Raw genomic sequence first — 23,042 nt, 5'->3', positions numbered from 1 at the left:
CCGGGCCGGGACGGCTTCGGGGTCTAAGCTGGATTCCATGACTCTTGAGTTTTCACAGCTGGGTCTTGCCCCCGACTTCGTTGACTACATGGAAGGCTGGGAAGCCCAGCGCGAGCTCCATGACAAGGTTGTCGCCGGAGTTGCCCCCAGCACAGTCCTGCTCCTGGAGCACGCAGCCGTTTATACAGCCGGCAAGCTCACCGAGGACCACGAACGGCCGTTTGACGGCACGCCGGTCGTCGCGGTGGACCGCGGCGGCAAACTCACCTGGCACGGCCCCGGGCAACTGGTGGCCTACCCCATCCTGAAGCTGAAGAACCGTGCCGGCATCCGCGACTACGTGGAACGCCTCGAAGACATCATGATCACGGTCATGGCGGACTACGGCATCAAGGCGGAACGCATCAAGGGTCGCGCGGGCGTCTGGATCAAGGCGGACGCCAACGGTCCCGACCGCAAGATCGCCGCCATCGGCATCCGGGTCTTGAACGGCGTCACCATGCACGGCATCGCCATCAACTGCAGCAACGATCTCGCCCCCTACGGCCAGATCATTGCCTGCGGCATCACCGATGCAGGCGTGACCACCATGTCCTTGGAAACAGGACAGGACATCCGTCCGGCCCATATTGTGGACCGGTTCGTGGAGGAATTCCACAAGCACGAAGAAGCATTGGTTTCGAGCCCTGAAGGAGCTCTACTGTGACATTGGCACCTGAAGGCCGGAAGATGCTGCGGATCGAGCAGCGCAATGCTGCCGTTCCGGTGGAGCGGAAGCCGGAATGGATCAAGGCCAAGGTCCAGATGGGCCCGGAGTTCGTCGGGCTGAAGAACCTGGTCAAAAAAGAAGGCCTGCACACCGTCTGTGAAGAAGCCGGCTGCCCGAACATCTTCGAATGCTGGGAAGACAAGGAAGCGACCTTCCTGATCGGCGGGTCCGAATGCACCCGCCGCTGCGACTTCTGCCAGATCGACACCGGCAAACCCTCCCCCGTGGACATGTTCGAACCCACCAAGGTGGCCCGCTCCGTCCAGTCCATGCAACTGCGCTACGCCACCGTCACCGGTGTGGCCCGCGACGACCTCCAAGACGAAGGCGTCTGGCTCTACGCCGAAACCGTCCGCAAGATCCACGAACTGAACCCCGGCACCGGCGTGGAACTGCTCATCCCCGACTTCTCCGGCAACCCCGACCACATCAAAGCGATCTGCGACTCCGCCCCCGAAGTCTTCGCCCACAACGTCGAAACCGTGCCCCGGATCTTCAAACGCATCCGCCCCGCGTTCCGCTACGACCGCTCCCTGGACGTCATCACCCAAGGCCGCAACATGGGCATGGTCACCAAATCCAACCTCATCCTGGGCATGGGAGAAACCCGCGAGGAAATCTCCGAAGCCCTCCGCGACCTGCACGAGGCCGGCTGCGACCTGATCACCATCACCCAATACCTCCGCCCCTCCGAACGCCACCTCCCCGTGGACCGCTGGGTCAAACCCCAGGAATTCGTCGACCTCCAGCACGAAGCCCAGGACATCGGCTTCCTCGGCGTCATGTCCGGCCCCCTGGTCCGCTCCTCCTACCGCGCCGGCCGCCTCTGGGCCACCGCCATGCGCAAAAAAGGCCGCGACATCCCCGCCGAACTCGCCCACATCGCCGACGGCATCCAAGACTCCGGCACCACCCGCCAGGAAGCCAGCACCCTCCTCGGAGCGCATTCCTGACGCGCCCCCGCACTGGCTGGCCCCAGGCCGGACACCGGACGATTCCGGCGTCCGGCCTTGGCATTTAAGTCACGTAGAATTGAGGCACTATGGCTAAATCCCCTGACTCCAGCAACTCCACCCCGGCGGGCCCAAGCGCGGTGAAGCGCGGCCTGTTCTCGCGCAAGCCGAAGGAAGCGAAGGCCAAGAAGCCCAGCAGGCTCAAGCAGATCGGCGAGGTCTTCACCATGACCCGCCGCCACGACCCCATGGTTCCGTGGCTGATGCTCTTGGTGTTCCTGGGCGTTGTAGCCGTGAGCTTCCTGGTGGGCTTCTGGCTGGATAACTGGATCACCGGCCTGATCATCGGTATTCCGCTGGGCCTGCTGGCGGCCACCTTCATTCTCTCCCGCCGTGCCGAACGCGCAGCGTTCGCGCAAATCGAAAACCAGCCCGGCGCCTCCGGTGCCGCGCTGGGCACGCTGCGGCGTGGCTGGATCACCGAGGAACAGCCTGTGGCTGTCAACCCCCGCACGCAGGATGCCGTGTTCCGTGCGGTAGGCCGTCCCGGCGTCGTCCTTGTCAGTGAAGGCCCCACCCACCGCGTGAAGCCCCTGTTGGATGCCGAGCGCAAGCGCCTCGCACGGATCCTGCCCAACGTTCCGGTCCACACGATCCAGACCGGGCACGGCGAAGGCCAGGTCCCGCTGAGCCAGGTGGCCAAGAAGATGGGCAAGATGAAGAACGAACTGACCAAGCTGGAGGTCAGCACCGTGTCCAAGCGCATCGCATCCATGGGCACCCGGCTGCCGATCCCCAAGGGCATCGACCCGCACAAGGCCCGTCCCAACCGCGGACGCTAGCTGGCCGAACGCCCCGGAACCGGCACAGCCGGCTGCCGGGGCGTTTTTTCTTGCCGCCCACGCGGCGGCCACCATATGACGGACCGTGCACCTACCAACGACAGGAACACCACCATGCCGCTGAGGACCACCGTGATCCGGGCTTTCCGGATCCTCGCCATCGCCGAAGCCTGCAGCTGGGCAGCACTGCTGGCCGGGATGTACTTCAAATGGATCGCCGGAACCACCGAAGTTGGCGTCCAGGTGGCGGGCCCGGTCCATGGCGCGCTGTTCATCGGCTACGGCCTGGCAGCGCTCACGCTATGGCGTGTGCAGCGGTGGCCTTTCCGGGTGGCGGCGCTGGCAGGCTTCTCCGCGATCTTCCCGTTCGCGACCATCCTGTTCGAGCGCTGGGCCGGACGCCGCGGCTACCTTGGCGCCCCCCGCGCCGGAGGGCACCCCGGCCCGCCTCACGTCCAGCCGCACCTAGCAAGAGCAGCGGCTACCGGCGGACCAGCAGCGTATTCATGGCCTTGTCATGAAGGCCGCGCTGGTCGGGGTCGAATATGACGGCGGGGATGACCAGGCAGAGCAGCACCGTCCTCACCAGGGCCGCGAGCGGTCCCGGGATGCCGCCGCCGGGCCTCACCACGGCGATGCCCATCACCCGGTGGCCGATGCTGTAGCCGAGGGTTCCCACCAGCAGGATCTGCTCGATCGCGAAGACCCCGAGCGTCGCCCAGGAGTCGCCACCGAAGGCGAAATTGCTGATCAGCAGCGCAATGCCCCAGTCGATCATGATCGCGACGATCCGCCGCCCTGCCCGTGCGATGGAGCCGGGACCGGACTCCGGCAGGCCCAGCCGCTCCCCCGGATATTTCGAGACGCCGGAGGTGTCCGGTCCGCTGAGCCAGGAGCCAATGTCTTTGCGATCTACCACCGTCCAAGCCTACCGGCCCTGCGGCCGGCAGGGGCGCCCACAGTGTGGATGGGGTTGGACCACACTGTGGACGGGCGATAGCGTTTCCATAGCAGGGCATTCTGTAACCTGCCCGAAACAATGCGGACACGGACGGGAAATGCCTGATCCATAGGCTGTGAGAAGTTTCAAGCAAATCCCCACGGCAGGTGTACCAGCAGGGAAAACCTTGCGTTCTCCCTGCCTTTGGATTGCGCTGGACCACATGGCTTGCATGCCAGATATTTACATATGCGTTAGGAGCATAGATGTTCAAGACTGCGGACGAAGTCCTCAAGTTCATCAAGGACGAAGATGTAAAGTTCGTCGATATCCGCTTCACCGATCTTCCGGGCGTCCAGCAGCACTTCAACGTCCCCGCCAAGAGTGTTGACGCCGATTTCTTCGTCAACGGCCAGCTCTTCGACGGTTCCTCCATCCGCGGATTCCAGGGCATTGCCGAATCTGACATGCAGCTGATCCCGGACGTGACCACCGCGTTCCTGGACACCTTCCGCATGGAGAAGACCCTCGCGCTGAACTTCTCGATCGTGAACCCGCGCACCGGCGACCCGTACCACCGCGACCCCCGCGGCGTGGCCGAGAAGGCAGAAGCCTACCTGGCCTCCACCGGCATCGCCGACACCGCGTTCTTCGCTCCCGAAGCCGAGTTCTTCGTGTTCGACAACGTCCAGTACCAGTCCTCCCCGCAGGGCAGCTTCTACAAGATCGACTCCGAGGAAGCCCACTGGAACACCGGCCGCGAGGAAGAGGGCGGCAACCTGGGCTACAAGACCCCGGTCAAGGGTGGTTACTTCCCGGTCTCCCCCACCGACAAGCAGGCCGACCTGCGCGATGCCATGTGCGTTGCCCTGGACGAAGCCGGCCTCGAGGTCGAGCGCAGCCACCACGAAGTCGGCTCCGCCGGCCAGGCCGAGATCAACTACAAGTTCACCACCCTGACCCACGCGGCCGATGACCTGCAGAAGTTCAAGTACGTCATCAAGAACACCGCGGACGCCTGGGGCAAGTCCGTCACCTTCATGCCCAAGCCCGTCTTCGGTGACAACGGCTCGGGCATGCACTGCCACCAGTCGCTGTGGAACGGCGGCGAGCCGCTGTTCTACGACGAGAAGGGCTACGCTGGCCTGTCCGACACCGCCCGCTGGTACATCGGCGGCCTGCTCAAGCACGCCTCCGCCGTCCTGGCCTTCACCAACCCCACGGTGAACTCCTACCGCCGCCTGGTCAAGGGCTTCGAAGCACCGGTCAACATGGTCTACTCGCAGGGCAACCGCTCCGCTGGTATCCGTATCCCGATCACGGGCTCCAACCCCAAGGCCAAGCGCATCGAATTCCGCGCTCCGGACCCCTCCTCCAACCCGTACCTGGCCTTCGCGGCCCAGCTGATGGCCGGCATCGACGGCATCCGCAACCGCATTGAGCCGCCGGCTCCGATCGACAAGGACCTCTACGAGCTCCCGGCCGAGGAAGCCAAGGACATCCCGAAGGCTCCGGGCACGCTGGAGGAAGCCCTGGAGGCGCTGCGCGAGGACAACGAGTTCCTGCAGGCCGGCGGCGTCTTCACCCAGGACCTGATCGACACCTGGATCGAGTACAAGTACGAGAACGAGATCCGCCCGCTGTCGCTGCGCCCGAACCCCTACGAGTTCGAGCTCTACTACGGCGTCTAGCCGGCAGCCTGCATGCCAGGCCTGCTGACCTAACAAAAAGGCGGCCACCGGAACCATCCGGTGGCCGCCTTTTTCCGTCCCCTGGCGCAAGCCCGCGGGAACGGTGAGCGGAAAGGTGGGGGCCCGGCTCCAGACGTGCTGAGACCGGGAGCCGGACCCCCTGACGAATGCCCCCCGAGACGAAGACTCAGTACAGCCTTCCCCCCAACAAGGTTGAAGAACACCGCCAATCCACATGATCGGGCAAACGCTTGCTGAGCGCAATGCCGGTCCGGCGGGTTACGGCCGCGCCGCGCAGCCGAAACTGTGGAACATGGTCCGTTGCGGCCCCGCGGAGCCACCCAGGTACTGTCCGGCATCGGCGAAACCGGCCCGCCGGTAGGCAGACAGTCCTGCCAGGTTTGCCTCATTGACGGACAGGACGACGCCGGCCTCACCGCTGTGGTGCCGGTCGGTGAGCCGCCGGGCGGCGTCCACGGCGGCAACGGCGGCGAGCGTCCCCAGCCCTTTTCCCTGGAACCTGCGGTCAATGAGGAAACCGCGAAGCAGCCAGGCTGAATCGTCGTCGCGCCAACCGGCCAGCCGAGCGGCGCCCAGCTGTAGCGTCAACACCCCAACGGCGGACCCGGAGGACTCCACGACGTACGGGCGCCGGGATTCTTCTTCCAGCCCTGCCAGTGCCATGCGCAGGGGGTCGCCGACGAAACGCTCTTGGCCTGGCAGCAGCCCCAGGCCGGCAACGGCACCGAGCTGGATGGCGCGGGCGTCCGGGTCAAGGTCGCGGAGCGGGATGAGCCAGACCCAGCCCGGATCCTCACTGCCCATAGAAGACGCGTTCAAAGACCGCCCGGGCCCGCCGGCTCACCCTCAGGTAGTCCTCTTCCAGCGCTGCGGCCCGGCCCGGCTCGTAGCCGCACCAGCGCGCTACGGCTTCCAGGTCCCGGCGGGAGGATGGCAGGAGGTCAGAGGCCTTGCCGCTCCAGATGACGTTGGCGGACCGGATCCGGCTTGCCAGCCGCCAGGCATCTGCCAGGAGGACCGCGTCGGAATCGTCCAGCAGCCCCAGGCCGTCCGCTGCGGACAAGGCTTCCAGCGTGGACGTGGTTCGCAGTTCCGGATGCCTCCCGGCGTGCTGGAGCTGCAGCAGCTGCACCAGCCACTCGACGTCGCTTAGGCCGCCGCGGCCCAGCTTCAGGTGCCGTGCGGGGTCGGCGCCGCGCGGCAGCCGCTCCGATTCAACCCTGGCCTTGATGCGCCGGATCTCACGCACGTCCTGGTCGGACAGCGACGCCGGATACCGGATGGGATCGATCAGGTCCAGGAAATCGGCGGCGAGTGCATCGTCGCCGGCCATCGGACGTGCCCGCAGCAGTGCTTGCGCCTCCCACACCAGGGACCACCTGCGGTAGTACTCGGCGAAGGAGTCCAGGGAGCGCACCATGGCCCCGTTCTTGCCCTCCGGCCGGAGGTCGGCATCCATCTGGAGCACGCGTTCGGCCATGATGGCCGGTTTCAATGGCTGGGTGAGCAGGCTGGAGACCTTTGCGACGAGGCGGGTGGCCTGTTCCTGTGCCTCGGCCTCCGTGAAGCCCGGGAGGGCCCGGTGCACGTACATGACATCGGCATCGGAGCCGTAGCCGATCTCCCGGCCGCCCTGGCGTCCCATGGCGACCACCAGGACGGTGGTCTTCAGTGGCCCGCCGGCGGAAACGATCCCCTCTGCCACCCTGAGTGCGCCCAGGACCGCCGCACGGTCCGTATCCGCCAGCGCCCGGCCCACCTGGTCCTGGTCAAGGAGGCCCGCCGAGTCGGCGATGGCAATGCGCAGGATCTCCCGGCGCCGGATCAGGCGGATCAGGCGCATGGCGCTCTCCGGGTCCGCGTGCCGGGACATTTTGGCGGTGATTTCATGCCACTGGGCTTCGAAGCCCACCGGCACCAGGTCCTTGTCCTGCCCCAGCCATGCCACGGACTCCGGCGATACTTCCAGCAGGTCGGCGATCAGCCGGGAGTTGGACAGCATGTGGCACAGTCGTTCAGCGGCGGCGTTGGAGTCCCGGAGCATGCCCAGGTACCAGTGCGTGGTGCCGAGCGCCTCGCTGACGCGCCGGAACGCCAGGAGGCCGGCGTCGGGGTCGACCCCCTCGGCGAGCCAGTCCAGCAGGATGGGCAGCAGCTGCCGCTGGAGCGCCGCGCGGCGGCTGACTCCGGCCGTCAGCGCCTCGATGTGGCGCATCGCCCCCTGCGGGTCGCGGTAGCCGAGGGCGGCAAGGCGCCCCTGGGCGGCTTCCGGCGTCAGCTTTGCGTCCTCGGTGCTGAGCTTGGCTGCCGTGTTCAGCAGCGGCCGGTAGAAAATGCGTTCGTGTAGTTCCCGGACCGAGCGTTTGGTCCGCTGCCACGCGGACAACAGTGCATCGGGTCCGGGCCGCTCATTGGAGAACGGTCCCAGCACGGCCTTGGCCAGGGAGCGCAGGGCCGGCTCCGCCACGGGCATGAGGTGGGTACGGCGCAGCTGGAACAACTGGATCCGGTGTTCCAGCAGGCGCAGGTACCGGTAGGCATTATCGAACGCGGCGGCGTCAGACCGGCCGATGTACCCCCCGGCGGACAACGCGGCGATCGCGGAGGTGGTGTCCCGTCGTCGTAATGACTCATCAGCCTTGCCGTGCACCAGCTGAAGGAGCTGGACGGTGAATTCGACGTCACGAAGCCCGCCGCGGCCCAGCTTGATCTGCCGCTGTTCCTCCGCGGGCGGGATGTGCTCGGTCACCCTTCGCCGCATGGCCTGGACGGATTCAACGAAGCCTTCGCGCCCCGCCGAATTCCAGATCAGCGGTGCCACGGCTTCCTCGTACCGCCGGCCCAACGCGGCGTCGCCGGCCATGGCCCGTGCTTTCAGCAACGCCTGGAATTCCCAGCTTTCAGCCCACCTGGCGTAGTACGTTTCGTGCGAGGCGAGGGTGCGGACCAGCGGACCTGATTTCCCTTCCGGACGGAGGTTCGCGTCCACCTCCCACAGCCCGGGCTCCCGTGCCACCGACGAGATGGCCCGCGAAATGCCGCTGGCCAGGGCGGTGCCGATAGTGTTGGCGTGCGCGTCTTCCAGGCTTCCGGCGTCCACCACGTAGATGACGTCGACGTCGGAGATGTAGTTAAGCTCGCGGGCTCCGCATTTGCCCATGCCGATAACGGCAAGGCCCACGTCCGCGACGTCGGCGGCGCCGAACTGGCCGGCCGCTTCGGCGCGTGACACCGCGAGGGCGGCTTCGATGGCAGCGGCCGCGAGGTCCGCCAGTTCACGGCCCACCGACGGCAGGAAGTCCAGCGGATCGGCGGCGCAGAGGTCCTTGACGGCCAGGTCCACCAGGCCGCGCCTGTACGCCGTGCGCAGGGCGGCATAGGCGTCGGCGCCGGTCACGGCGGCGACGGGGCGGGCGGCGCGCGGGTCGGCACCCACTGACTGCAGGAGTGTGGCCCGCAGCCTGTCAGGATCGGCGGGCAGCGGTTCGGGGCTGGCACGGACCCGGAATGCGGCCAAGTGTTCGGGGTGCCGGATGAGGAACTCCCCCAGCGCCTCGGAGGCTCCCAGGACACGGTACAGCGGTTCGCTGGCCTCCAGTTCGGCGCCCGCCAGGTCCCGGAGCTGCGGGTGCCTTTCGATCAGCCGGACCAAGGACTGCAGTGCAGTATCCGGGCTGGCAGCAAGCTGGAGTCCGGCGAAGAGCCTGTCCTGGTCCAGCCCCTCGAGTTCGCGCGCGGCCAGGAACCGTTCGCCCTTCTCCAGGTCGCTGAATCCGGCCGCGATGAGGCGGCGTGCCAGGCTCACGCCGGGCACCTAGAGAATGCCGAGGTTGCGCTGCAGCTCGTAGGGCGTCACCTGCAGGCGGTAGTCCTGCCATTCGGCTCGCTTGTTGCGCAGGAAGTGCTCGTAGACCTGTTCGCCCAGGATCTGCGGCATCAGTTCGGAATCTTCCATGGAACGGATGGCATCGTGCAGGCTGGCGGGGAGCGGATCGTGGCCCATGGCGCGCCGTTCGGCCGAGCTCAGCGACCAGACGTCGTCCTCGGCCGCCGCAGGCAGGTCGTAGCCTTCCTCGATGCCCTTCAGGCCTGCACCAAGCAGGACGGCGTAGGCCAGGTAGGGGTTGGCCGCTGAGTCGATTCCACGGTATTCGATCCGTGCAGACTGGCCCTTGCCCGGCTTGTACAGCGGCACGCGGACCAGCGCGGACCGGTTGTTGTGACCCCAGCTCAGGTAGCTCGGAGCCTCGCCCCCGCCCCAAAGGCGCTTGTAGGAGTTGACGAACTGGTTGGTGACGGCGGTGAATTCCGGGGCGTGCTTGAGGATGCCGGCAATAAACTGCCGGGCCGTCTTGGACAGCTGGAACTCGGCGCCGGCTTCGAAGAACGCGTTGGTATCGCCTTCGAACAGGGAGAAGTGCGTGTGCATGCCGGAGCCCGGGTGGTCGGTGAACGGCTTGGGCATGAAGGTGGCGTACGTGCCCTGCTGCAGGGCCACTTCCTTGATCACGGTACGGAAGGTCATGATGTTGTCCGCCGTCTGCAGGGCGTCGGCGTAGCGGAGGTCGATCTCGTTCTGTCCGGGTCCGGCCTCGTGGTGGCTGAATTCCACCGAGATGCCCACCGATTCCAGCATGGTTACGGCGGTGCGGCGGAAGTCCTGGGCCACGCCACCCGGGACATGGTCGAAGTAGCCGCCCTCGTCAACCGGCACCGGTGCACCGTTCGGGCCCGGTTCCTGGGACTTCAGGAGGTAGAACTCGATTTCGGGGTGGGTGTAGCACGTGAAGCCCATGTCCGCGGCCTTGGCCAGCGTGCGCTTAAGGACGTTGCGGGGGTCCGCTGCCGAGGGTTCGCCGTCGGGAGTGAGGATGTCGCAGAACATGCGCGAGGTCTGTTCCGTCTCGCCACGCCAGGGCAGGATCTGGAAGGTGGACGGATCGGGCTGGGCCAGCATGTCGGATTCGAAGACCCGGGCCAGCCCTTCGATAGCGGAGCCGTCGAAGCCAAGGCCTTCCTCGAAGGCGCCCTCGACCTCGGCCGGCGCCAGGGCTACGGACTTCAGCGATCCCACGACGTCGGTGAACCACAGGCGCACGAAACGTACGTCGCGCTCTTCGATCGTGCGCAGGACAAATTCTTGCTGGCGGTCCATGATGGCCTCTTCTCCGGTCAACGTTCATGCTCCGGGGCCCGCGCAAAGGGGAAAGCCGGCAGCAGTTCATCAACACTGTACTAATCATTCGGCGCCGATGCTTGAGCCTGAGCCGTGCGTAACACAGCATTAACCTCCGGAGCGGTCCGGGAGGTGCCCTGGCGGCTTCCGTGCCGGACGTCAACGGCGTTCCGGCACGGCCGCTATGACGCTAATCACCTTTGCCCGGAACCGGCTGCGGTAGAAAGCACGGCAGGTCCCGCACTACGCTCATCCCATGGCCACCAGCAACAGCTCCGACTCCAGCGCGTCCGCCGAAGTACCCGCCCCGTACGGCAGCGGACCCGGCCAGCACGAGGCTCCTGCCGCCGGACGAAAACCGGCCAAGGTCCGGATCCACCACCTGCAGCAGGCCAAGCGGGACGGCACCAGGTTCGCCATGCTCACCGCCTACGAGCAATATACGGCGGAGATCTTTGACGCTGCCGGCATTGAAGTGCTGCTGGTCGGTGATTCGGCCTCGAACAACGTCTACGGCAACGAAACCAGCCTTCCGGTCACCGTGGACGAATTGCTGCCGCTGTGCCGCGCCGTGGCCAGGACCGCGAAGCGCGCCATGGTGGTCGCGGACCTGCCCTTCGGCAGCTACGAAGTCAGTGCCGAACAGGCCGTCGCCACCGGTGTCCGCTTTTTGAAGGAAGGCCTGGCGCATGCTGTGAAAATCGAGGGCAGCGCATACTACGCCCCAACGGTGCGAGCAATGGTGCAGGCGGGCATCCCGGTCATGGCCCACATCGGTTTCACCCCGCAAAGCGAACACGCACTGGGCGGATACCGCGTGCAGGGCCGGGGCGACGACGCCCAACGCCTGATCGACGATGCCCGCGCCCTCTCCGACGCAGGCGCATTCTGCGTGCTCATGGAAATGGTCCCGGCCGACACCGCGGCCGCGGTGGACGCTGCCGTGGACGTCCCCACCATCGGCATTGGCGCCGGGAACGCGACCACGGGCCAGGTCCTTGTCTGGCAGGACATGGCCGGCCTGCGGGGCGGCCGGATGGCCAAGTTCGTCAAACAGTACGCGGACCTGCGCACCACCCTGCTCGACGCCGCCACCGCCTACGGCGACGACGTCCGCTCCGGCCAGTTCCCCGGCCCGGAACACTCCTTCTAGCTTTCAACTTCACCCCGCCGACGCGGGCGGAACAGGCGGGCCGGCACCCGGCCGGCCTGCCCACCCAACCGGTCAGTCGTCGTCGCCCTTTTCCCAGGCCTCGTTGCGCGCCTTGACCTTCTCGATGGCGTGTTCGGCTTCTTCCCGGGTCTTGTAGGGCCCAATGAGCTGGCTCCAGTCGGAGAGCCGGTCTTCTTCCACTTCGTGGGTGTTGACGTTGAACCAGTACTCAGTCATCGTTGCTCCTCGTTCCGGCGACAGGAAAGCAGCGGGGTGATCCACGTAACACAAACACTTACGTGTGCCCTCCGCCGCTTGTCGGTTGTTAGGCGTTCTGCGGTGCCTTATATGATCAATCTATGCCTTCCCTTGCCTCTACTGCACCCACCGGAACCCTCACCCCGGGTACCGTAGGCCCGCAGCGTTCCGTCCCGGCGTCCATCCCCCGTCCGGAGTACGTCGGCAAGCCTGCCCCGGCCAAATTCACGGGTTCGGAGGTCAAGTCCGCCGAAACGATCGAGAAGATCCGCGTCGCCGGGCGGATCGCGGCCCAGGCCATCGTGGAGGTCGGCAAGCACATCCAGCCCGGTGTCACCACCGATGAGCTGGACAGGGTGGGCCACGAATTCCTGCTGGACCACCACGCGTACCCCTCCACGCTCGGCTACCGCGGATTCCCCAAGTCCCTGTGCTCGTCGCTGAACGAGGTCATTTGCCACGGCATCCCGGACAGCACCGTGGTCCAGGACGGCGACATCCTGAACATCGACATCACCGCCTTCATCAACGGGGTCCACGGCGACACGAACTACACGTTCCTGGTGGGTGACGTGGACGAGGAATCACGGCTCCTGGTGGAGCGCACCCAGGAGTCGCTCAACCGGGCCATCAAGGCGGTGGCACCGGGCCGGGAAATCAACGTGATCGGCCGCGCCATCCAGTCGTACGCCAAGCGTTTCGGCTACGGCGTGGTGCGGGACTTCACCGGCCACGGTGTCGGCGAGGCTTTCCACACGGGACTGATCATCCCGCACTACGACGCCGCCCCCGCCTACAACACCGTGATCGAAACGGGGATGGTGTTCACGATCGAACCGATGCTCACCCTCGGCACCGTCGAATGGGACATGTGGAGCGATGACTGGACCGTGGTGACCCGCGACCACAAGCGCACCGCCCAATTCGAGCACACCCTGCTGGTTACCGAGACCGGTGCGGAAATCCTCACCCTGCCCTAGTCTGTCCCCTGCCCGCACACGGCATCCGATGCCGGTGCAGGACCCACCCTGTTGTGGGGCTGCCCCCGGCCGCCCCTTCCCTGCCCGCCCCAGCCTAGAACGGAATCCCATTGGCCAAGAAGGACGAGAAGTCGCACAAGAACGCACCACTGATCGGCATCGACATCGGCGGTACGGGCATCAAGGGCGGCATTGTCGACCTGAAGAAGGGCAAGCTTCTGGGTGAGCGTTTCCGGGTGCCCACCCCGCAGCCCGCCACGCCCGAGGCCGTTGCCGAAGCAGTGGCCCTGGTAGTCGCCGAGCTCTCTGCGCGCCCCGAGGCCCCGGAGGCCGGCTCCCCCGTGGGCGTGACCTTCCCCGGCATCATCCAGCACGGCGTGGTCCACTCCGCCGCCAACGTGGACAAGAGCTGGCTGGATACGGACATTGACGCCCTCCTCACCGAGCGGCTGGGCCGCCCCGTGGAGGTCATCAACGACGCCGATGCCGCCGGCCTGGCCGAAGCCCGGTACGGTGCCGGCGAAGGTGTCGCCGGCACCGTCCTGGTCATCACCCTGGGCACGGGCATCGGCTCCGCCTTCATTTTCGATGGGAAGCTGGTGCCGAACGCGGAACTGGGGCACTTGGAGATCGACGGCTTCGATGCCGAATCGAAGGCCTCCGCCGTGGCCCGCGAACGGGACGGGCTCTCATGGGACGAGTACAGCGTGCTGCTGCAGCGGTACTTCTCGCATGTGGAGTTCCTGTTCTCCCCGGAGCTGTTCATCGTCGGCGGCGGAATCTCCAAGCGCGCGGACGAGTACCTTCCCAACCTCAAGTTAAGGACGCCGATTGTTCCGGCCGTCCTGCGGAACGAGGCCGGGATCGTTGGCGCGGCCCTGGAAATCGCATTGCAGCACAAGCTCACCAAGTAAAGGTGGTGCCGGTGGCGGCTGCGGCTTCCCCTCCGCTGCCGCCACCGGAGCTTAGAGCGGGCTCTTCTCGGAGCTCTTCGGGCCGGAGGCGCCCTTGGCGCCTTCCACGGCTTCGTGGCGGAGCAGTGCAATAGCCGATTCGAAGTCCTCCAGGGACTCGAATGCCTGGTACACGCTGGCGAAGCGCAGGTACGCTACCTCATCCAGCTTCTGGAGCGGTCCGAGGATGACCAGGCCTACCTCGTGCGCGTCGATTTCGGCGGCGCCGGAGGAACGGATCTGCTCTTCCACCTCCTGGGCCAGCATGGCGAGGTCGTCTTCGCTGACCGGCCGGCCCTGGCATGCTTTGCGCACGCCGTTGATCACTTTGCTGCGGCTGAACGGCTCGCCCACGCCGGAGCGCTTGATGACGGAGAGGCTGGTGGTTTCGACGGTGGTGAACCGGCGCCCGCATTCGGGGCACTGGCGCCGGCGTCGGATAGCCGAGCCGTCATCGGCCATCCGGCTGTCAACGACGCGGGAATCGGGGTTGCGGCAGAACGGACAATACATGGCGTTTCCCCTTCCCTTCCGGCGTCTAACGGCAACGAAACCGGCAGTGCCGCCGGACCGCAGTGTTACCGTCCCAGTTTACGGCTGCATCCCGGGTAATAACAAGCCTGTAATTACTACATGTAGTGCCCGGCAACCTATATGTAGTGGCTAATCACGTCCAGGAAACCGCGCGCTGACGGCGTCCCCGTGGGCCGGCAGGTCCTCGGCGCGGGACAGGCTCACAATGTGGCCGCTGACCTCCGCCAAGGCCTCCCGGCTGTAATTGACCACCTGGATGGCGCGCAGGAACGTGGTGACGTTGAGCCCGGACGAGAACGCAGCGGTCCCGCTGGTAGGCAGCACGTGGTTCGAGCCTGCGCAGTAGTCCCCCAGGCTGACGGGGCTGTAGTCGCCCACAAAGATCGCGCCGGCATTCCGGATCCGCGCGGCCACGGCGGCGGCGTCCCGCGTCATGATCTCCAGGTGCTCGGCGGCGTAGGCATCGCACGCGGCGATTCCCTGGTCCAGGTTGTCCACCAGGACGACGCCGGATTGGGGGCCGGACAAGGCCTCCCGGACGCGGGCGGAGTGCTTGGTTGCGGCGGCCTGCCGATCGAGCTCGTCCCGTACCGCCATGGCCAACGGCTCCGAATCGGTGACCAGCACCGATGCTGCCTTGGGGTCGTGCTCGGCTTGGCTGAGCAGGTCGGCGGCCACCAGCGCCGGTTGGGCGGAGTCGTCGGCAAGGATGGCGATCTCCGTGGTTCCTGCCTCCGAATCGATGCCCACCACTCCCTTGACCAGGCGCTTGGCGGTGGCGACGAAGATGTTGCCGGGCCCGGTCACCACGTCCACCGGTTCCAGTGCGGGGCCCGCGTCGCCGGCGTCCACCCCATAGGCAAACGCGGCGATGGCCTGTGCGCCGCCGATGCCGTAGACCTCGGTGATACCCAGCAGCGCCGCAGCGGCGAGGATGGTGGGGTGCGGCAGGCCGCCGAATTCTTTCTGGGGCGGCGAAGCAAGGGCAATGGATTCCACCCCTGCCGCCAGCGCCGGCACCACGTTCATGATCACCGATGACGGATACACTGCCAGGCCGCCCGGAACGTACAGCCCAACGCGCGTTACCGGGACCCAGTTCTGGCTGACGACGGCGCCGTCGCCCAGTTCGACGTCAACGTTGCGGGGCCGCTGCCGGTCGGCGAATTTCCGTGCCCGGCTGATGGATTCCTCCAGTGCTGCCCGCACCTTCGGGTCAAGACCCTCCAGGGCTGCGGCGATCGCCTCCCGGGGAACCAGCGGATGGCGCTGATCCACGCCGTCGAACCTTGACGCAAGGTCAGACAACGCCGCGAAGCCGCGCTGCCGGACGGCGGCGATAATGTCCAGGACCTTTTCCTCGGCGTCCGCCACGGTCTGGCCCTTGGCGCGCGGAACGGCGGCGCGCAGGGCCGCCAGGGTCAGGGTGCGGCCGCGAAGGTCGATGGTGCGGAAGTCGACGGCGGTAGTCGCGGGGGCAGGAGGCTGAGGGGAAGTGGTCACCTGACTATTTTACGGCGCTGTTCCCGCCCGCCGTTCCGCCGGGGATGCCGGCGGGTTTCCGGCCTGCCATCCCCACCAACTCCAAAACGAAGACCGAAACCGCCGTGGCAGCCGGCCACAGCAGCAGCACCGGCAACGCCCGGAGCGAGAAGGCGATGCTGGCATTGGCCGAGGTGTCCACCGCCGGCCCCCAGAGCCGGGCCGCGAGGAGACCGGTTCCCCAGGCGGCCAGGCTGCCGGCCACCGCGCCGACCAGGCCCGCCAGCAGAGCCGTCCGGGGGTCCGGACGCTTGCCGTCGGCCAGGAACACGGCCAGCAGGCAACCGGCCAGCACCATAATCCCGGCAAGTGTCAGGTCGCGTGGCAGCCACACCAACGGTGCCGTTCCCGATGCCAGGGCGGGGTTCCGGGTGATCAGGTTCAGGCCGCCCGGGGCAAGCAGCCACCAGAGGAGCCCGGCCGGAACGCCTGCCGCTGCCGGGACCAGCAGCAGGGACCAGGGCAGCCGCCGCGCGGGGCGGCCAAAGTTCGTCATGACAGACACCTTAACAAAGGTTCCTGCGGAGCCCGTCAGCGGTTCAAGGGCTCTGTGTTTTCCCGCCTGGCCCGCGGGCCAATACGCTTGGGGAAAGAGATATGCCACTTAGTGCAGGAGTTCCGGTGACCGACAACAGCGAGCCCTTTGAGCAGACGTTCAGGGAGATGTTCCGGCGGCATGCCGCGGGCGTCGCCATCATCACCGTGAACTACCAGGACGAGCCCTACGGATTCACCGCAACATCGGTGGCCTCCCTGTCGGCCAAACCGCCGCGATTCACGTTCAACATGGCCCGCAGTTCCAGGTCCTGGCCCGCCGTTGCCAACACCCAGTTCCTGGGCGTGCACATGCTGGGCCTCGAAAACCAGGAACTGGCAGCCCGGTTCGCCCGGCCCGGCAACCGGTTCGAGGGGAACCACTGGGAAATCGGACCGCACGGGGTGCCCATCCTGAAGGATGTGGCCGGCTGGCTCATCGGCGAGGTGCAGATGCGGCTGTCGTTCGAAAACAACGCCGTGGTGGTGGTCCAGGTGGTGGACGGCCAGGTGGGCGGCGATGGTGCGCCGCTGCTCTACCACGGGGGCGCCTACGGGCAGCCTGTCCCGCTGGACTACGAAATCTAGCGCACTCCATCGTCCCGGGTCCGGGCTGAAGCGACCAGACGCCAAAGGCGCGGACGACGCCGGAAGCCGGCTTCCGGCGTCGTGCTCCCCTGCGTCAGGCGTCCAGGCAGGCCGGCCCCAGCAGCACCTTCAGGTCGCCGAACAGCGACGGGCTGGGGTTCACCCGCAGGTGGACGGGCAGGCCCATGATTTCCGTGCGGGTGTCGCCCTGGAGGTGCAGCCGCACCTCCGAGTTGCCCCGGTGCGTGCGCAGCACGTCCCCCAGCTCCGTCACCACTGCCTCGGTTGCCTTGTAGGTGGGCATGGTGATGACCAGCGGCCCGTGCAGGCCTTCGCTCAGGTCCGGAACGGACAACTCCATGCAGTTGAGGGTGATTGCGCCGTCGTCGCGCTTTTGCAGGCGGCCCTTGACCACCACGATCAGGTCCTCGGCGAGCACGGAGGCGATAGGCCCGTAGACCTGGCCGAAGAACATCACTTCGATGGAACCGCCGAGGTCCTCGATCTCGGCCCGGGCGTAGGCATTGCCGCTGGCTTTGGCGATGCGGCGGCTCAACGAGGTGATCATGCCGGCGATGGTGATGATGGCGCCGTCCTGCGGCCCGTCTTCGCCGATGATGGTCGTGATGCTCATCTCCGCGTGCTGGCTCAACAGCCCCTCGAGGCCCTGCAGCGGGTGGTCCGAGACGTACAGGCCCAGCATGTCCCGTTCGAAGGACAGTTTGTCCTTCTTTTCCCACTCGGGCAGGTCCGGGATTTCGATGCTGAGCGACGCTTCCGATTCGGCTTCCTCAAAACCGGCGAAGAGGTCGAACTGGCCGATCGCCTCGTTCCGCTTCAAGGTGATGACGGAGTCGATGGCCTCTTCGTGGATCATGGCCAGCGCACGCCGGTGATGGCCCAGGGAGTCGAAGGCCCCGGACTTGATCAGGGATTCGATGGTCCTCTTGTTGCACACCACCGCCGGAACCTTCATCAGGAAGTCTTTGAAGGACGTGTAGGCACCTTCGCTCTCGCGCGCGGTGACCATGGCATCGACGGCGTTCGCACCCACGTTGCGGATAGCGCCCATGCCGAAGCGGATGTCATTGCCCACCGGGGTGAAGTTCAGGGCCGACTCATTGACATCCGGCGGAAGCACCGTGATGCCCATGCGGCGGCATTCGTTCAGGTAGATTGCCGACTTGTCCTTGTCGTCACCGACGGAGGTCAGCAGTGCAGCCATGTACTCCGGCGCATAGTGCGCCTTCAGGTAGGCCGTCCAGTAGGAGATCACCCCGTATGCGGCGGAGTGGGCCTTGTTGAAGGCGTAGTCGGAGAAGGGCAGGAGGATGTCCCACAGGGTCTTGACGGCCTCCATGGAGTAACCGTTGTCCTGCATGCCCTGGGAGAAGCCGGCGAACTGCTTGTCCAGTTCCGACTTCTTCTTCTTGCCCATGGCCCGCCGGAGGATATCTGCCTGGCCCAGCGAGTAGCCGGCCAGCTTTTGCGCCACGGCCATCACCTGCTCCTGGTACACGATCAGGCCGTACGTGCCGCCGAGGATCTCCTTGAGCGGTTCCTCCAGCTCGGGGTGGATGGGAATGACTTCCTGGATCCCGTTCTTGCGCAGCGCGTAGTCAGTATGGGCATTGGCGCCCATGGGGCCTGGCCGGTACAACGCCAGCACGGCGGAGATGTCTTCGAAGTTGTCCGGCTTCATGAGCTTGAGCAGGGAACGCATGGGGCCGCCGTCGAGCTGGAACACGCCCAGGGTGTCGCCGCGGGCCAGGAGTTCGTAGGACGGGGCGTCGTCGAGCTCCAGGTTTTCCAGGTCGAGGTCGATGCCGCGATTCATTTTGATGTTCTCGAGGGCATCGGAAATGATCGTCAGGTTCCGCAGGCCCAGGAAGTCCATCTTGATCAGGCCAAGGCCCTCGGACGTCGGGTAGTCGAACTGGGTGATCACCTGGCCGTCCTGGAAGCGGCGCATGATGGGGATGACGTCGATGATGGGGTCCGAGGACATGATGACGCCGGCTGCGTGCACGCCCCACTGGCGCTTCAGCCCTTCAATGCCCAGGGCCGTTTCGAAGACCTTGGCGGCTTCCGGGTCGGTGGCGATCAGCTGCCGGAAATCGCCGGCCTCGCTGTAGCGCTTGGCTTCGGGGTTCTGGATATCCGCGAGCGGAATGTCCTTGGCCATCACGGCGGGGGGCAGGGCCTTGGTCAGCTGTTCACCCATGCTGAACGGGTAGCCCAGGACCCGGGAGGAGTCCTTGAGGGCCTGCTTGGTCTTGATGGTGCCGTACGTGACGATCATGGCGACGCGTTCGTCACCGTACTTGCGGGTCACGTAGTCGATCACTTCGGAACGGCGCCGGTCATCGAAGTCGACGTCGAAGTCGGGCATGGAGACGCGGTCCGGGTTCAGGAACCGTTCGAAGATCAGGCCGTGGCGCAGGGGGTCGAGGTCGGTGATGCGCATGGCGTAGGCCACCATGGAACCGGCACCCGAACCACGGCCGGGGCCAACACGGATGCCGTTGTTCTTGGCCCAGTTGATGAAGTCGGCAACCACCAGGAAGTAGCCCGGAAACCCCATGGACGTGATGACGCCGAGCTCGTAGTCCGCCTGCTTGCGGACCTCGTCCGGGATGCCTCCCGGGTAGCGGTACTGCAGGCCCTTGTCCACTTCCTTGACCAGCCACGAGGTCTCGTCCTCGCCGGGCGGGCAGGGGAACCTGGGCATGAAGTTGGCGTCCGTATTGAAGGACACCTCGCAGCGTTCAGCGATCAGCAGGGTGTTGTCGCAGGCTTCCGGGTGGTCGCGGAAAAGCTCGCGCATCTCCTGCGGGGATTTGAGGTAGTAGCCGCTGCCGGAGAAGGCGAACCGCGAACCGCCATTGTCGTACGTGGGTTCGAGCAGCGTGGAGCCCGACTGGATGGCCAGCAGGGCCTCATGGGCCTTGGCATCGTGCTCGTGGGTGTAGTGGAGGTCGTTGGTGGCCACCAGCGGCAGGTTGAGATCCTTGGCGAGCCTCAGGAGGTCGCCGGTGACCCGACGCTCAATGTCCAGCCCGTGGTCCATCAGCTCGCAGAAGTAGTTTTCCGCGCCGAAGATGTCCCGGAACTCGGCGGCCGCCTCCAGCGCTTCGCGGTACTGGCCGAGCCGGAGCCTGGTCTGCACTTCGCCGGAGGGACATCCGGTGGTGGCAATCAGCCCCTCGGAGTAGGTATTGAGCAGTTCGCGGTCAAGCCGCGGCCACTTGCCGAACACCGAATCGAGGGAGGCGATGGAGGAGGCTCGGAAGAGGTTCCGCATGCCCACGTTGTTGTAGCTCAGGAGCGTCATATGGGTGTACGAGCCACCACCGGAGACGTCGTCCTTGCGCTGGGATTCGTCGCCCCAGCGGACGCGTTCCTTGTCCGTGCGGGCCGTGCCGGGGGTTACGTAGGCTTCGACGCCGATGATCGGCTTGATGCCCTTGTCCGTGGCCTTGCGCCAGAAATCGAACGCGCCGAACAAGTAGCCGTGGTCTGTGGTGGCAAGGGCCGGCATCCCCAGGCGCTCGGTTTCATCGAACAGCTCGCCCAGGCGGGCAGCTCCATCCAGCATGGAATATTCGGTGTGGGTGTGCAGGTGGACAAACGAATCTTTGCTGGAACTCACCGCACCATTCTAAGCGCTGGCAGTTGGCGGCCCGGCCAGGCCGCCCGTGTCAGGCCTGTCCCGACTCCAGCAGTTCCAGGGCGTAGGCCAGGTCCTGCGGATAGTCGCTGGTGACAGTGACGCGTTCCCCTGTCACCGGGTGGTCGAATCCCAGCTGGCGGGCGTGAAGCCACTGCCGGGTGAGCCCCAGGGTGGCCGCGAAGCGCGGGTCGGCGCCATAGGTGAGGTCACCGGCGCAGGGATGGCGGAGGGCTGAGAAGTGGACCCGGATCTGGTGCGTCCGGCCCGTCTCCAGGTGCACTTCCACCAGGCTTGCCTTCCCGAAAGCCTCCAGGACTTCGTAATGGGTTACCGAGGGCCGGCCGTCCTCGATGACGGCAAAGCGCCAGTCGTGGCCGGGATGCCGTCCGATGGGCGCGTCGATGGTGCCTGTCAGCGGGTCCGGGAGGCCCTGGACCACCGCGTGGTACACCTTGTCCACAGTGCGCTCCTTGAAGGCCCGCTTGAGGGCTGTGTAGGCCCGCTCGGACTTCGCCACCACCATCACCCCGGAGGTGCCGACGTCGAGCCGGTGCACGATCCCCGCCCGCTCCGATGCGCCGGAGGTGGAGATGCGGTAGCCTGCACCGGCCAGTCCGCCCACCACAGTGGGGCCAACCCAGCCGGGCGAGGGATGCGCCGCGACACCCACGGGTTTGTCGACGACGACAAAGTCCTCGTCGTCCAGCAGGATCTTCAGGCCTTCCACAACTTCCTCCACGACTTCCAGCGGGTCCCGCCGCTCCGGGACGGTGACGTCAAGGACATCCCCCGCCACAAGCTTTGCCGATTTCCCGAGCGCCTTCCCCCGGGTGAGGACGTGGCCCTCGGCCAGCAAGGATGCGGCCACGGACCGGGACACGCCCAGGAGGCCTGCCAGGCCGGCGTCGGCCCGGGTCCCGCCGAATTCCTCGGCCACGACGATTCGCTCACTCATGGCCGGGCTTGTCCTTGTGTGCAGTCCCGAGGCGCGTTCCGTCCAGCGCGATTCCGCGAATGGTCAGGATGCAGATGATGGCGACGGCAGACACGACGGCGGAGTCCGCGATATTGAAGATCGCGAAGTTGGGAAGCTGAATGAAGTCCACCACATGGCCCATGCCGAAGGAGGGCTCGCGGAAGAGCCGGTCGGTGAGGTTGCCCAGGGCGCCGCCCAGCAGCAGCCCGAGAGCCAGGGACCACCAGGCCGAGCCCAGCTTCCGGACCTGGAAGAGAATGGCGATTGCGACGCCGGCCATGATGATCGAGAACACCCAGGTGACGTTCTCCCCGATCGAAAACGCGGCACCTGAGTTCCGGATGAAGTACCAGTGCAGCAGGGGCGGCAGGACCGGGATCCTTTCGCCTTCCACCATGGTGGACGTCACCCAGAGTTTGGTGAGCTGGTCCAGGACGTAGGCAAAGACCGCGAACCCGCCGAAGAGGGACAGCAGCACAGCCCGTCGGGGGCGCGGAGAGGAGGGGGCCGGCCGTGCGGCGTCGGCTGCGAGTTCGTCAGTCATGGTGCTTTCACTTCGAAGAACTTAGGTGTCAATGCCAAAAGCCGGTGGCCGAGGAATCCTCAGCCACCGGCTTTCAGAATACGTGTTGCCAGGGTTAGTTTGCTTCGCTGACTTCCGGCGTCGCAACGGAACCACGTGCGTCCAGGTCGCGGAGCTGGCCTTCGATGTAGGCCTTCAGGCGTGAACGGTAGTCGCGTTCGAAGCCGCGGAGCTGCTCCACCTTGCGCTCGAGGACCGAACGCTGCTGCTCCAGTGCGCCCAGGATCTTGCGGGACTTTTCCTGTGCGTCGTTGACGAGGCTGCTGGCTTCGATCTGCGCCTCGGCGATGATCTTGTCCTTCTGGGCCTGGCCTTCGGCGACGTGGCGGTCGTGCATCTGCTGCGCCATGGCCAGCAGGCCGGCAGCGGACTCGGCGGAAGGAGTGGAGGCGGCGGGCGCTGCGGGGGCGGCTGCAACCGGAGCGGCCGGCTCGACGTCCTTCTTCTTGCTGGCTTCGGCGGCCTTCGCTTCGGCTTCAGCCTTCTCGCGGGCCTCATCCTTGTCGGACTTGACCGGGGCGGGGACCTTCTCAACCACAGGTGCGGCGGTGGTGCTTGCCGGGACGCTGGAGCCGGCGTCGGCGAGCTTCTTGCGGAGCTCGTCGTTTTCCTGGTTCAGGCGGCGGAGTTCGACGACGATTTCGTCCAGGAAGTCGTCAACCTCGTCCTGGTCATAGCCCTCGCGGAACTTGGTGGGCTGAAAGCGCTTGTTGACAACGTCTTCTGGCGTCAAAGCCATCTGGTCACCTCACTGGTCTGGTTAGTCAGTAGGCCTTCCGGCCGTCAAAACTACGGTACCTAAATTTGGTCTGCTTACTCTAATTCAACACCGCGGTGTCAAACGGGAGGTTTCTTCGCTTTACAGTAGCTGTTCCC

At 66.0% G+C, this 23,042-nt stretch carries 21 protein-coding genes; 9 read left to right on the top strand and 12 right to left on the bottom strand.

What is annotated here, in order from left to right:
• Nucleotides 1-37 precede the first annotated feature (37 nt).
• From lipB to DFO47_RS15515, 4 genes are all read left to right on the top strand, one after another.
• Entirely contained in the window at nt 38-706 is a 669-nt protein-coding gene (lipB, locus tag DFO47_RS15530) for a lipoyl(octanoyl) transferase LipB (protein WP_018761073.1), read from the top strand.
• Nucleotides 703-1,722 carry a lipoyl synthase gene (gene lipA, locus DFO47_RS15525; RefSeq protein WP_133832231.1) on the top strand — a complete coding sequence of 340 codons (1,020 nt, stop codon included), beginning with the start codon at nt 703-705 and terminating at the stop codon, nt 1,720-1,722. Before lipB ends, lipA begins: the two co-directional genes overlap by 4 nt.
• 89 nt (nt 1,723-1,811) lie before the next feature.
• Nucleotides 1,812-2,564: a DUF4191 domain-containing protein gene (locus tag DFO47_RS15520; protein ID WP_133832230.1), complete on the top strand. Its 753-nt coding sequence runs from the start codon at nt 1,812-1,814 to the stop codon at nt 2,562-2,564.
• 114 nt (nt 2,565-2,678) lie between these two features.
• Nucleotides 2,679-3,113 (top strand): DUF3817 domain-containing protein, encoded by a 435-nt coding sequence (locus DFO47_RS15515; RefSeq protein ID WP_133832229.1) that lies wholly within the window; start codon nt 2,679-2,681, stop codon nt 3,111-3,113.
• On the opposite strand, the gene DFO47_RS15510 is transcribed toward DFO47_RS15515, so the two are convergent.
• Nucleotides 3,046-3,483: an RDD family protein gene (locus DFO47_RS15510; RefSeq protein WP_133832228.1), complete on the bottom strand. Its 438-nt coding sequence runs from the start codon at nt 3,481-3,483 to the stop codon at nt 3,046-3,048. The two genes, DFO47_RS15515 and DFO47_RS15510, sit on opposite strands and share 68 nt — an antisense overlap.
• A 287-nt stretch (nt 3,484-3,770) precedes the next feature.
• Here DFO47_RS15510 and glnA (DFO47_RS15505) point away from each other — a divergent pair, with 287 nt between their 5' ends.
• Entirely contained in the window at nt 3,771-5,195 is a 1,425-nt protein-coding gene (glnA, locus tag DFO47_RS15505) for a type I glutamate--ammonia ligase (protein WP_018763577.1), read from the top strand.
• Between the two features lie 279 nt (nt 5,196-5,474).
• Here glnA (DFO47_RS15505) and DFO47_RS15500 read toward each other — a convergent pair whose 3' ends face one another.
• From DFO47_RS15500 to glnA (DFO47_RS15490), 3 genes are read right to left on the bottom strand one after another with little or no spacing between them, the layout of a single operon-like run.
• Nucleotides 5,475-6,020: a GNAT family N-acetyltransferase gene (locus DFO47_RS15500; RefSeq protein WP_133832227.1), complete on the bottom strand. Its 546-nt coding sequence runs from the start codon at nt 6,018-6,020 to the stop codon at nt 5,475-5,477.
• Nucleotides 6,010-9,021 carry a bifunctional [glutamine synthetase] adenylyltransferase/[glutamine synthetase]-adenylyl-L-tyrosine phosphorylase gene (locus tag DFO47_RS15495; RefSeq protein WP_133832226.1) on the bottom strand — a complete coding sequence of 1,004 codons (3,012 nt, stop codon included), beginning with the start codon at nt 9,019-9,021 and terminating at the stop codon, nt 6,010-6,012. The genes DFO47_RS15500 and DFO47_RS15495 overlap by 11 nt, the downstream gene beginning before the upstream one ends.
• A gap of 9 nt (nt 9,022-9,030) precedes the next feature.
• Complete coding sequence (gene glnA, locus DFO47_RS15490) at nt 9,031-10,371, bottom strand: type I glutamate--ammonia ligase (protein WP_109864349.1); 1,341 nt, start codon at nt 10,369-10,371, stop codon at nt 9,031-9,033.
• Between the two features lie 277 nt (nt 10,372-10,648).
• Between glnA (DFO47_RS15490) and panB the strand changes: the two genes are divergently transcribed.
• On the top strand, nt 10,649-11,545 hold the full coding sequence (panB, locus tag DFO47_RS15485) for a 3-methyl-2-oxobutanoate hydroxymethyltransferase (protein ID WP_018763573.1): 897 nt from the start codon (nt 10,649-10,651) through the stop codon (nt 11,543-11,545).
• Nucleotides 11,546-11,617: 72 nt separating this feature from the next.
• Here panB and DFO47_RS15480 read toward each other — a convergent pair whose 3' ends face one another.
• Nucleotides 11,618-11,782: an SPOR domain-containing protein gene (locus tag DFO47_RS15480; protein ID WP_018763572.1), complete on the bottom strand. Its 165-nt coding sequence runs from the start codon at nt 11,780-11,782 to the stop codon at nt 11,618-11,620.
• A 122-nt stretch (nt 11,783-11,904) separates the two neighbouring features.
• On the opposite strand from DFO47_RS15480, the gene map reads away from it, so the two are divergent.
• Together map and ppgK are read left to right on the top strand one after the other, a co-directional pair.
• Complete coding sequence (gene map / locus DFO47_RS15475; protein WP_018763571.1) at nt 11,905-12,783, top strand: type I methionyl aminopeptidase; 879 nt, start codon at nt 11,905-11,907, stop codon at nt 12,781-12,783.
• A gap of 110 nt (nt 12,784-12,893) precedes the next feature.
• Nucleotides 12,894-13,697 carry a polyphosphate--glucose phosphotransferase gene (gene ppgK, locus DFO47_RS15470; protein WP_018763570.1) on the top strand — a complete coding sequence of 268 codons (804 nt, stop codon included), beginning with the start codon at nt 12,894-12,896 and terminating at the stop codon, nt 13,695-13,697.
• A gap of 51 nt (nt 13,698-13,748) precedes the next feature.
• On the opposite strand, the gene nrdR is transcribed toward ppgK, so the two are convergent.
• The 3 genes from nrdR to DFO47_RS15455 all read right to left on the bottom strand — a co-directional run bounded on the left by nrdR (nt 13,749) and on the right by DFO47_RS15455 (nt 16,308).
• A complete protein-coding gene (gene nrdR / locus DFO47_RS15465) occupies nt 13,749-14,249 on the bottom strand; it encodes a transcriptional regulator NrdR (protein ID WP_018763569.1) in 501 nt (166 codons plus the stop codon).
• A 150-nt stretch (nt 14,250-14,399) separates the two neighbouring features.
• A complete protein-coding gene (gene hisD, locus DFO47_RS15460; protein WP_133832225.1) occupies nt 14,400-15,773 on the bottom strand; it encodes a histidinol dehydrogenase in 1,374 nt (457 codons plus the stop codon).
• A gap of 4 nt (nt 15,774-15,777) precedes the next feature.
• Complete coding sequence (locus DFO47_RS15455) at nt 15,778-16,308, bottom strand: hypothetical protein (protein WP_109864315.1); 531 nt, start codon at nt 16,306-16,308, stop codon at nt 15,778-15,780.
• Between the two features lie 125 nt (nt 16,309-16,433).
• On the opposite strand from DFO47_RS15455, the gene DFO47_RS15450 reads away from it, so the two are divergent.
• Nucleotides 16,434-16,934 (top strand): flavin reductase family protein, encoded by a 501-nt coding sequence (locus DFO47_RS15450; RefSeq protein WP_018763566.1) that lies wholly within the window; start codon nt 16,434-16,436, stop codon nt 16,932-16,934.
• 94 nt (nt 16,935-17,028) lie between these two features.
• On the opposite strand, the gene dnaE is transcribed toward DFO47_RS15450, so the two are convergent.
• The 4 genes from dnaE to DFO47_RS15430 all read right to left on the bottom strand — a co-directional run bounded on the left by dnaE (nt 17,029) and on the right by DFO47_RS15430 (nt 22,905).
• Nucleotides 17,029-20,586, bottom strand: a complete 3,558-nt coding sequence (gene dnaE / locus DFO47_RS15445) for a DNA polymerase III subunit alpha (protein WP_109864316.1) — start codon at nt 20,584-20,586, stop codon at nt 17,029-17,031.
• A 49-nt stretch (nt 20,587-20,635) separates the two neighbouring features.
• Nucleotides 20,636-21,562: an RluA family pseudouridine synthase gene (locus DFO47_RS15440; RefSeq protein ID WP_133832224.1), complete on the bottom strand. Its 927-nt coding sequence runs from the start codon at nt 21,560-21,562 to the stop codon at nt 20,636-20,638.
• A complete protein-coding gene (gene lspA / locus DFO47_RS15435; protein ID WP_018763563.1) occupies nt 21,555-22,127 on the bottom strand; it encodes a signal peptidase II in 573 nt (190 codons plus the stop codon). Before lspA ends, DFO47_RS15440 begins: the two co-directional genes overlap by 8 nt.
• Nucleotides 22,128-22,221: 94 nt before the next feature.
• The gene (locus DFO47_RS15430; protein ID WP_018763562.1) at nt 22,222-22,905 is read right to left on the bottom strand and encodes a DivIVA domain-containing protein; all 684 of its coding nucleotides are present in this window, start codon (nt 22,903-22,905) and stop codon (nt 22,222-22,224) included.
• Nucleotides 22,906-23,042: the final 137 nt, after the last annotated feature.

The sequence above is a fragment of the Arthrobacter sp. AG258 genome (assembly GCF_004364695.1).
Taxonomy (GTDB): Bacteria; Actinomycetota; Actinomycetes; order Actinomycetales; family Micrococcaceae; genus Arthrobacter.
The sequence above is the reverse complement of the archived record's forward strand: the minus strand, read 5'-3'. Positions and strand labels throughout refer to the sequence as shown.